Origin of the sequence: Halorientalis regularis (assembly GCF_023698535.1) — an archaeon.
GTDB lineage: Archaea > Halobacteriota > Halobacteria > Halobacteriales > Haloarculaceae > Halorientalis > Halorientalis regularis.
This window is the reverse complement of sequence record NZ_JALJCL010000032.1, coordinates 1-9,477: the sequence shown is the minus strand read 5'-3', so window position 1 is coordinate 9,477 and position 9,477 is coordinate 1. Positions and strand designations below refer to the sequence as shown.

Below are 9,477 nucleotides of genomic sequence, written 5' to 3'. Positions count from 1 at the left end.
TTCGTGAGAACACGGAGTTGTCCGATCTGAAAATCAAACATACCCTCTCGCGTCTACCTGACGACTGGCCAGACGGTAGGTTCTGAGCTTTCGTGAACCCGGCCCGCGGTCCCTATCCGCGGGCGAATCTGAACGCCCCGAGGGGCCGGTGTTTACATCCATTTCTTACTCGGGAAGTGAATTAAGAGTATCCATTTCCCAAATCCGAAATGGCCATCCGGGCAGAGGACCAACACTCATTTACGAGATGGTGGATATGGATTCAGCAATGCCGCGGAAACGCGATGAGGAAAGTGGGAAATACACTGATTCCTATGGAGACGACGATTTTTTGGCTGCACTTCGCGACGAGGACGGCGTTGCCGGCACCTCTGACCTCGCTGCTGCTGTTGGATGTAGCTCGCGCCACGCACTGAACCGACTTCGGGAGCTCGAGGATGCTGGAAAGGTGACCAGCAAAGACGTTGGGCGGTCACTGGTCTGGATGCTCGACGACGAATGAGCGATCTTCCGACTGCGGATGAGGTTATCGAGATCCACGACGAGATCGAAGAGCAGTACGACCTGAAGCACACTGGTGCCGCTGTCGCATCCCCGTGGCTGGAACTCCGAGAAGTCCTCGAAGACACCGAGGAGTACGATGGCACCTACCTCCGTGCAGCTGGACTGCTCCGACACATCCTCACGGCGCACGTCTTTGAGGACGGCAACAAGCGCACTGCGTGGACGACGACCGTTCTCTACCTGGAGAATCACGATGCCGAGCCCGCAGTTCGTGAACGTGACGAAGCCGAGCAGGTTCTCAAACGCATCCGCCGCTTCGATGTTGACGAGATCGCCAAGTGGCTCGCGAACGGCGACCTCGACCGAGACCGACTGGGACCATGAGAGGTGCAAAGATTCAAATCGCCAGGCGAACTATTCGGAGGCACGAATGAGTCTCAAAGACAGTGAGGACGCCGGCGAAGAAGATCTTCGAAGTCGCGTCCGCCGCGTCATCGACGAAGATCGCGAGCTGTTCGACGCTCTGGACAACTGACGTTTTATTTTCTCTCCGGTTGCCCTCTCCCGTGTCTCTTGTATAACAGTCTGAGGACCTGTCGGCATTTGAGATAGATTTTTGTATTGAGTGGGCATACACCGTATAAATGAACGGTAAATCATCTCCCAACTTTATCGCATGGGCGCTGGGGGCCTACATCGCCATTGCTGCCTGGGGGGATGTCACGAAAGCAAGGAATGGCGCGATTTCCGAGGTATTCTCGGACGCTTTAGGGTGGATCGGACCCGCACTGAGCGGGGAACCGGAAGCGCTGGTTGTCCTCACATTCTACGGTATGACGGCCCTGATCCTGTTTGTCGCTATCCCCGGCCGGTTGGGTGTCTTCCGGATGTTCGTCAAGCAGTAATCTGCTGATCCGTATATTCTGGCGCGTTCTTACCGCAGCCCGAGATCCTCGGCGACTGCAGTGAACTCGCTACCGTCCATCTCTTCGATCTCGTCGACGCCGACCTTGATCAGAACCGGGTAGTAGTGCTGTTGTTTGCGCACCTCCCAGTTACACTCGTATTGCATCCGGTCGTACTCGCCATCGAAGGCATCGAGGAGATCGGGATCGTCGTCTGGGACGTAGACGTTCCGGCCTGTCCAGTCCTCTTTCGGATCAATCTCGTCGGTCTGATCTGTCGTATCGTCTGTATCTGTATTTTCTGGATTATCTGGCGTATCGTTATTTTCTGGAGTATCCAGATTATCTGGCGTATCTTCCTCTTCGCCGAATCGCTTCGAGATCCGATCCGTGACATCCTCACCGCGGTCCTCACGACTCACACCATCTCACCCCGGTTGTCCGCCAGGTAGTCCGCGAGCTGTAGGAGTTCGTCCTCTTGGTCACAGTCTTCGTCGTGCGCGAAGACCGAGTGGCCGGCATTGTACGCCCGCTTGACCACCGCCCGGCTTCTGAACTCGTAGACGGGGATGTAGTCGCCGAAGGAATCGTCGAACCACTCCAGCATCCCTTGCTGCTCGTTGTCGAGCGGGTAGTCGATGTTCGAGATGAGGATCGCTCGCTCGTCGATCTCGACGCCGAAGTTGGACTCCAGGGAGTCGATCTGTTTGAACAGGATATCAAGCGCGCGGATGCTCGTATCCTCAGCTTCGGCTGGGATGATGATGTCCTCACAGGCAAGGAGTGCATTGTCCGTGAGCAACCCCAGCGATGGCGGGCAGTCGACGAGAACGAAATCGTAGCCAGAAACGTCGGCCAAGAGATCGTCCATGCGGCGGCGGCCTCGCATCGCCGAGACCAGCTCTTGCTCGAGGTTGAACATATCGATGTTGGCGGGGACCACGTCGACTTCCTCGTGGCTCCGGATCAGATCGCGGATATCATGCTCACCGGGATCGGTCAGTGCCGTGTACTGGTTCGGTTGCTCAGCCGTGTACTCGTCGTCAAGACCGACGCCCATCGTCAGGTAGCCCTGCGGGTCAGCATCCCAGAGAAGGACATCGTGACCACGCGCAGCCAGCGCACCGCCGATATTGATGGTGTCTGTGGTCTTCCCGACGCCGCCTTTCTGTTGTGCGATAGCCAGCTTGGCTGGCTTATCTGGGGTTTCCTGTGAATCTGGCATATCTGGAACACTCAGGATATCCAGATAATCTGGCGTATCTGTGTTAAATCTACGTCAGACAATCAATCGGTATGTCGAAGACGGCGCCGTTTGAGTCGGCCGACGGCGTCAGGAACAGAGCTGATACACGGACACGCCCGACGACATCTCGGTATTGGCACGGCTAAACCTTTCACTCACTGGGGAGAATATGCATCGTAACCGATCAGTATGTACTGCGCCAATTGTAGCGACGAGATCTTGGAGAGGGCGACTCGCTATGAGGAGGTCACGCCGGTTGATGGCGGTGGTCAGACCGTCGAAGAGTACTGCTCTGTCTCATGCCTCAACGAGGACGTAGAATTCACCGATGAAGAAATTAAAGCCCTGATGCGGCAGGCGGGGTATGAGGTTCCTGCCGATCGCGATCTCGAGTGGGGCGGGTATATCCAGTCAGATACTGGCTCGCTCGCCAGTCACACCGGTAAGGAGGGGGAGTACTTTGTCCTGCTCGAACACGTAGAGCGGGACTTTGATGTAGAAATCTTTCACGACCCGCAAGAGCAGTTGTACGAGGTCGTGTTGTACACGTACGACGTGAGTGAGAGTGGTGACAAGGTAGGACTCGAGGGGGTCAAAAAGCAGTATGGGTGTTCCAACGTGCGCTCGCCTATGCAGAGAAGATGATGGAATCTGTTGAAGAATATGACGTCTGAAGCCAATAGCAACATATGACCGACGACACCGACGACGTCGACCCGGAGAACCCACGTCCAGAGGGCCATTACCCACGGTTCGCCGGCAACGAATGGCACTACGTGCCCGACGAATTGGCCCGATCGATTTCACTCGGACCCGCTGGCGACGGCGAGCCAGGGCAGGACTGGGTCCTGACGTACACGCCCGAACGTCGCGACGAAGACGACCGCAAGAAGGTGCTGGTCCGGTTGACGGCGCGATCGCTTCACGAGTTGTTCATCGAAGCCAAAGACATCTCACCGGATGCTCGTCAGGCCGGCCACACAGCCGAGTGTGGTCTCTGCGGTGAGTCAGTGCCGCTGGCGAAGGCGGTCCCGGACAAACGTGAAGAGCCCGTACACCGCCGGTGCTACGTCGACGCCTACGGGACTGCCGAGTGGCTCGAACATTACTGACGCATGCACCGGGAAGGCCACTACGGCATGGCGCTGCTGGTTTACGCGCCGGTCGCGGCCATCATGCTCGCGCTCGGATACGCCCGCCTCACGCTCCTGGGTGGGGCAGTCGTCGTCGGTGGTGCCATGATCCCTGATCTCGACCAGCGCGTCCCAGGCATCGCCCACCGGGGACCGACACACACCGTGTGGTTCGCGCTCGCGGTTGGGATCGGGGCCGGCACGATCGGCGGCCTGCTCGGGTGGCAGCGTGGGCCCCTAGCCGCGCTTGGGACTGGTCTGTTTGGCGTGTTCGTAGGGACGCTCACTGTTGGTGCCCACCTGCTCGCCGACGTCCTCACACCGACTGGGATACGTCCATTCGCCCCCGTCCGCGACGACCGATACACGTTCGACATCGCCAAAGCCGCGAACCCGATCGCGAACTACGCTCTGCTGGCCGCCGGTGTCGTCGCTTCCGGAGCCGCACTCGTAGTTGGTGCGTGGATCTAACCCGTCTCAACTATCCCACTTACGATGAACATTCCATGGATCAGACGATGGGTGATCGTTGGTGAATCTCTTCTGACCACCGGAGAGGGTAACGCCCGATCATGAGTGATTATTGTTCCTAATATCGTCAACGTGGTCCAGGAGTACACTCACGACAGCCAGTGAAGCCACCAACCTCTGGCGTTCAACAGGTGCGTCAGTTCCAGACCCCTCACAGTGCATACAGGAGCGTGCCACCGCAATCCAGAAAGATGCAATGCTCGGCTGTTACTCGTCCTGTTCACGCGCTCGCTGGCGGTTGGCCACTTTCTCAATCTCATCACGAAGAGCGTCCAGTTCGTCTTCCAGACGCGCTTGCCGTTCGAGTAGGCTCTCGACGTCGGGCGTGATCACGCCGGACTCTCCAACGTCGATTGTCTCCAAGTGGCGGGCAATCTGGACGGCCGCCGCGTCGGTGTTGTCAGCGAGGTGGTCGCGCAGATGGGACGCAGCACCGGGAGCTCCGTGGACGAGTGAGACCCCTTGCGGAGCAGCCGCCCGAGCGAATTCGAGCAGGTCGTTCGCTGCGGCGTGGCCGGACATCCCGCGTATCTCGCGGACCCAGTCAGTCGGCACGCGAATCTCCTGCTCCTGGAAGCCGAAGTCGTCCGTCTCGGGATCGTAGTCCTCGGCAGCGGGCAGCGCCGTGATCTCGACATCGGCAGCGTCGCCTGGCGCATCAAGCACATCGCGGCCTGGCGTGCCTTCGGCCTGATAGCCGATGAACAAGACACGTGCCTCCTCGTAGTGTCGAGCAAGATCACGCAGGTAGTACGGCGACCAGCCCCCGGTGAGCATCCCCGATGGCGCCACGATGATCGGTGCGTTATCACCGTCGAGCAGCCGCTCGCGTTCATCCATCGTCTCGGGCGTCCACGCACAGTCGGGCGTGAACGGCTCGGCGTCGTTGGAGTTGATCCGATAGTTGATGATCGACTCGCCCATGAACTCGTCCTGGCAGAACACCTCGTAGACCGACATCGAGTCGGTGATCATGCCATCGTAGACGATCGACGGCTCGCCATCGACGGCGCCGTGCAGGTCGTCCTCGCGTTCGCGGAAGAGCTGAAGAATCTCCTGGGCTCGGCCCACCGCGAACGTCGGGATAAGGACCGGCACTCCACGGGCTTGCGCCTGTTTGGCCTGTTCGTAGACATCAGTGCGAGCATCGCTGAACGAGCGGTGCTGCATCGTGTCCCCGTAAGTGGATTCGAGAAGGAGTTCATCGGCCTCGGGCGGATCGTCGATATCGCCAAGGTGGGCGCTCCGACCGCCGAGGTCGCCCGAGAACACGACACGGCGATCGTCGAACTCGAGAGCGAGCCAGGCACTCCCCAACAGGTGCGCTGCGTCGCCAAACTCGTAGGTGACGTTCAGTTGGTGGTCCCGGTCGTAGCCGACACTGGTGACGCGGTCGAGAACCTTCTCGACGTCGGTGCTGGTGAACTCCTGTGGCCGATTGAGTTCTTCGGCCTCCTGCTTGTGGATTTGGAGAGAGTCATGCAGGAGGATACTGGCGAGGGCGTTCGTCGGCCGGGTCATGACAATAGCGGCATCGTCGGCGAAGAGACCACGCTGCTCGGCGACGGGCAAGCCGCCGATGTGGTCGATATGCGCGTGCGTGATGAACACCGCGTCAATCTGTCCAGGTTCGATCCCTCGGAATGTCGGGAACTCAGCCGTGTAGGACTGCTTGAGCCCGCAATCGACGAGGTAATCCCGGTCGCCAGCCCGGACGTGATAGCACGACCGACCGACTTCTTCGGCCCCACCGCGCGGCGTGATCTCGAACTCGCTCACGGCTCCTCTCTTAACGTGCCAAGCACGTATATCGGCCGGGTTGGCAGTGGGCGTCGATTGGTGTTCGGTTAAGACTGAGAGTCCCAGATTGTCTGAGCCCCAGCTCAAACTGAGTACGTTCAAACTAGGTAGCGAGGCGGATTCCCCGCCCCACCGTGGGCGAGGTTGAAGCCGACACTCGCTGCGACAAACCACGGACTACTAAGTACCCCTAGTATCTATTGAAACTCGTGGCAGACGACTACCTGAGACGCACCGCAATCACCCGTCCCATCCTCACCGACGAGCAACAGGACCTGCTCGACGCCACTATTAGCGAGTGGAAAGATGCCTGTAACATCAGTAGTCACATCGGATGGGATGCAGGTGAGACGCGGAAAACCTATCTCCAAGACCTCGCCTACAACACAGTGTTGGAGGAAACACGTCTCGGGAGTCAGCACGCAATTCTCGCCACCCATCAGGCCGCAGCCGCACTCGATGGTGTCGAAGCAATCGAAGACCTTGACGAACACTACAAAATGTCCCGGCCAGAATTCACCAGTAACACGGTAAAATACGACACCCGGACGATGACGCTGTTCGATGACGGGTCTGTGTCGCTCTCCACTGTCGATGGCCGGATTCGGTGTGACCTGAACCTTCCCGACGAAGAAGACGTGTATCAACACAAATACCTCACCGACGAGGAGTGGGAAGTAACAGAGTCTACGCTGTCAAAGCGTAATGGCGACTACTACCTGCACCTCGGGTTTCGCAAAGACAAGCCCGAAAAACAGGTCGAAATACAGGATGACGACGAGGACAGGACAGTTCTCGGCGTTGACCTCGGCATTGTCAACATCGCCACCACCTCGACAGCGTACTTCGCCTCCGGCAGAGAACTTCGACACCAGCACCGAGAGTTTGAGCGGATTCGCGGCAATCTCCAGCGGACTGGGACACAATCCGCCCATCGGACGATTCAGCAGATGAGCGGGAGGGAATCACGGTATCTTCGTGACCAACTCCATCAAGTTGCGAACCAGATTCTCGAAGAAGCACGTACTCACGACTGCGAGTACATCGCGTTCGAGAACCTGAAACACATCAGGGAGCGTGCGCCGCCCGTCAAAGAGTTCCACCAATGGGCGCACCGGCAGCTCGTTGACCTCGTGGAATACAAGGCTGAAGCCGACGGGATTAGCGTCGAGTTTGTAGACCCGAAGAACACGAGTCGGCGGTGTCCCGAATGTGGTCACACGAGCGACGGGAATCGCGTCAGGCAGGCGGAGTTCGAGTGTGAGTCGTGCGGTGCAACTCAGAATGCAGATTACGTAGGTGCGAAGAATGTTGGGTGGCGGTACGTCCGTCGGGGCCTACAGTCGTCGCGGCGGACGGGTGACAGTCAACTCGCCCTGAAGTCAGGAACGGTGACGCCGAATCGGGGATTTGTCCCGTCCGACTAACCACGGCCGGTAGAGGCCGAGTTCACTGACAAGCCCCGCGCCACCGTGCGCGGGGCAGTTGACACAGCAAAGTACGGCGAATTCGGCGAGTACGGAAGGTTGTTACCGCCCAAAGAATATTACTGGCAGTGTTAACCGAACACAGATGCTCAGGTGTAACTGGGCGGTACCTACATTCCAACAATGCTTGCTCTAACGACCTTCATGACGGGAATCATCTTGGGGATAGAACGGGCCCTCGGCTGGTGATGAAATCGTTCAGTAGTGTGGACTACTCTCCGCCGTCGGGGACAGCCTCGCCGCTCCGCTCTCCCTCATCGTCGAAGCGTTTGTCGGCACGGTAGTCCGCAGGGTCGCCACCGAGGTCCGCGGCGAGATCGTCACGAACCTCTTCGCGAAGATCCTGAATCTGCTCGCTGGCCTCAGCCAGTTCGTCGTCGGTCATCGGCTCCTGATCCCGTGCCATTCTTCGAACCTCTTAACGTACCGTTGGAGATTCTTCGCTAAATGGTCTTCGGCGTGATCGAGGGCGACGCCACCCGGGAGCGGGCCGGTGATGAATTCCGTGGCGTGTTTTTCGCCGTCACGATAGATGTCGACGTGGAGCCCTTCCTCGGTGACATCGTGGCCGAACTCGCTGTCGCCGGTGCCGTCGTGATCGTACCGGACGACCGCCGTCCACTCGCCCTCGAGGCGGTACTCCAGCTGCACGACGAACCGAGTCAGCTCACCGCGGTCTGTATCGAAGCCGATCCGTTCTCGGAGACTGCCCGGCAGCGGCCGCTGATACTCAGTCTCGTAGTCGCGAGGCGCGTCCGGCATCATGAGTGGCAACGGACGGAGGGGTTATAAGCTACTCAACAGTCGGCTGCAGTCTGGTGGTTCTCTAGTCGAGAGGTGCAACTGAAAACCGTCGGGATAATCGCGAAAGAGTTCGACCGTGTCTACCGACCACCGAAGTGAACTTCGGACTCTACACGCAGAGTCCAAAGTTCGAAGGGGATGCGGGCCATCTCGCTTATAAAGAGGTTGCATCTTCATGGCCAAGTCTGTAGATTCCCAAGTTCGTGCGAAGGTGTGGGTGACGCCAGAGCAAGTCGACCAGATGCGAACGGCGATCCTCCAGGCCAGCGCCGACTACCTCGCCGAGCGGAACGACGCGATGATCGCGCTGCTGTATGATGCCGGCCTCCGAGTGGGAGAGCTGGTCGCTGTCGACGTCGAGCATCTACGCGAGCAGAACGCGAAGATCTATCTGCCAACCGAGATCCAGAAGGACTACCCCAACGAGAATTCTCCGCCCCCAAAGACACTTGCGCTCGCGAGCGATACGGCTCGTGCGGTGACGACGTACCTGAACACGAGATGGAAGGACACCGACGCACTGTTCCCGTCCCGATCGAGCGACCGGATCACGACGCAGGGAGTTCGGAACGTCGTCGAGAAGGCCGCCGTCGAAGCCGATGTCCGACCGTACAAAGTGGACGGGACGCGAGGCAACCCTGAGGACGTGTCTCCGCACGCGCTGCGCCACGGCGTCGCCTACCGGATGATGAACCACGAGAGTGGGAACACACTCTACGATGTCCGCAATCGACTCCGGCACCGCTCGATCCAGACCACCGAGCAGATCTACGACCACATCATCGAGGCATGACTATGTGGGGTGATATTATCGATTTGCTCAGCCCAAAAACAGGGCTGGCCCTCGTCCTTCTTTCTGCTTTTTTGGTAGTCTATAATGCTATACTACGGTCACCAACAGCAGTTGTCGTGGGAAATGGCATCAAGGTAATTGTAATAGCATTCGTCTTTAGCTAAGACTCACACCTCGGTTGTGTAGCGGTAGCGAGCGTCTCCTGTAAGATCGGTCGTTGCTGGTGAATCTTCTGAGCGTCCTCGATCAGCCGCTCCAGCAACGGCGGTGGCGA

At 58.6% G+C, this 9,477-nt stretch carries 13 protein-coding genes; 8 read left to right on the top strand and 5 right to left on the bottom strand.

Annotated elements, in window-relative coordinates; genetic code table 11:
• The first annotated feature begins 256 nt into the window (after window positions 1–256).
• The 3 genes from MU521_RS21115 (at window position 257) to MU521_RS21105 (ending at window position 1,409) form a co-directional block, all read left to right on the top strand.
• Window positions 257–502 carry a transcriptional regulator gene (locus MU521_RS21115; protein ID WP_250864848.1) on the top strand — a complete coding sequence of 82 codons (246 nt, stop codon included), beginning with the start codon at window positions 257–259 and terminating at the stop codon, window positions 500–502.
• On the top strand, window positions 499–888 hold the full coding sequence (locus tag MU521_RS21110; protein WP_250864847.1) for a type II toxin-antitoxin system death-on-curing family toxin: 390 nt from the start codon (window positions 499–501) through the stop codon (window positions 886–888). Before MU521_RS21115 ends, MU521_RS21110 begins: the two co-directional genes overlap by 4 nt.
• Before the next feature lie 260 nt (window positions 889–1,148).
• Window positions 1,149–1,409, top strand: a complete 261-nt coding sequence (locus tag MU521_RS21105; RefSeq protein WP_092695734.1) for a hypothetical protein — start codon at window positions 1,149–1,151, stop codon at window positions 1,407–1,409.
• Between the two features lie 29 nt (window positions 1,410–1,438).
• On the opposite strand, the gene MU521_RS21100 is transcribed toward MU521_RS21105, so the two are convergent.
• A complete protein-coding gene (locus tag MU521_RS21100) occupies window positions 1,439–1,831 on the bottom strand; it encodes a DUF8160 family protein (RefSeq protein ID WP_139171230.1) in 393 nt (130 codons plus the stop codon).
• Window positions 1,828–2,634, bottom strand: a complete 807-nt coding sequence (locus MU521_RS21095) for a ParA family protein (protein ID WP_092695738.1) — start codon at window positions 2,632–2,634, stop codon at window positions 1,828–1,830. The genes MU521_RS21100 and MU521_RS21095 overlap by 4 nt, the downstream gene beginning before the upstream one ends.
• Before the next feature lie 240 nt (window positions 2,635–2,874).
• Here MU521_RS21095 and MU521_RS21090 point away from each other — a divergent pair, with 240 nt between their 5' ends.
• The 3 genes from MU521_RS21090 to MU521_RS21080 are packed head-to-tail and all read left to right on the top strand — an operon-like array spanning window position 2,875 to window position 4,259.
• Complete coding sequence (locus MU521_RS21090; protein WP_217630204.1) at window positions 2,875–3,300, top strand: hypothetical protein; 426 nt, start codon at window positions 2,875–2,877, stop codon at window positions 3,298–3,300.
• A gap of 44 nt (window positions 3,301–3,344) precedes the next feature.
• Window positions 3,345–3,767 carry a DUF8161 domain-containing protein gene (locus tag MU521_RS21085; RefSeq protein ID WP_250864846.1) on the top strand — a complete coding sequence of 141 codons (423 nt, stop codon included), beginning with the start codon at window positions 3,345–3,347 and terminating at the stop codon, window positions 3,765–3,767.
• Between the two features lie 3 nt (window positions 3,768–3,770).
• Window positions 3,771–4,259, top strand: a complete 489-nt coding sequence (locus tag MU521_RS21080) for a metal-dependent hydrolase (protein WP_092695744.1) — start codon at window positions 3,771–3,773, stop codon at window positions 4,257–4,259.
• Window positions 4,260–4,526: 267 nt separating this feature from the next.
• Here MU521_RS21080 and MU521_RS21075 read toward each other — a convergent pair whose 3' ends face one another.
• Window positions 4,527–6,098 carry an MBL fold metallo-hydrolase gene (locus MU521_RS21075; RefSeq protein WP_092695746.1) on the bottom strand — a complete coding sequence of 524 codons (1,572 nt, stop codon included), beginning with the start codon at window positions 6,096–6,098 and terminating at the stop codon, window positions 4,527–4,529.
• 230 nt (window positions 6,099–6,328) lie between these two features.
• Between MU521_RS21075 and MU521_RS21070 the strand changes: the two genes are divergently transcribed.
• On the top strand, window positions 6,329–7,546 hold the full coding sequence (locus MU521_RS21070; protein WP_092695748.1) for an RNA-guided endonuclease InsQ/TnpB family protein: 1,218 nt from the start codon (window positions 6,329–6,331) through the stop codon (window positions 7,544–7,546).
• Between the two features lie 271 nt (window positions 7,547–7,817).
• On the opposite strand, the gene MU521_RS21065 is transcribed toward MU521_RS21070, so the two are convergent.
• Window positions 7,818–8,012, bottom strand: coding sequence for a hypothetical protein (locus MU521_RS21065; protein WP_092695750.1), 195 nt, complete (start codon window positions 8,010–8,012; stop codon window positions 7,818–7,820).
• The gene (locus MU521_RS21060; protein WP_092695752.1) at window positions 7,988–8,368 is read right to left on the bottom strand and encodes a DUF7718 family protein; all 381 of its coding nucleotides are present in this window, start codon (window positions 8,366–8,368) and stop codon (window positions 7,988–7,990) included. Before MU521_RS21060 ends, MU521_RS21065 begins: the two co-directional genes overlap by 25 nt.
• A 217-nt stretch (window positions 8,369–8,585) precedes the next feature.
• Here MU521_RS21060 and MU521_RS21055 point away from each other — a divergent pair, with 217 nt between their 5' ends.
• Complete coding sequence (locus MU521_RS21055) at window positions 8,586–9,203, top strand: tyrosine-type recombinase/integrase (protein WP_284732052.1); 618 nt, start codon at window positions 8,586–8,588, stop codon at window positions 9,201–9,203.
• Window positions 9,204–9,477 lie beyond the last annotated feature (274 nt).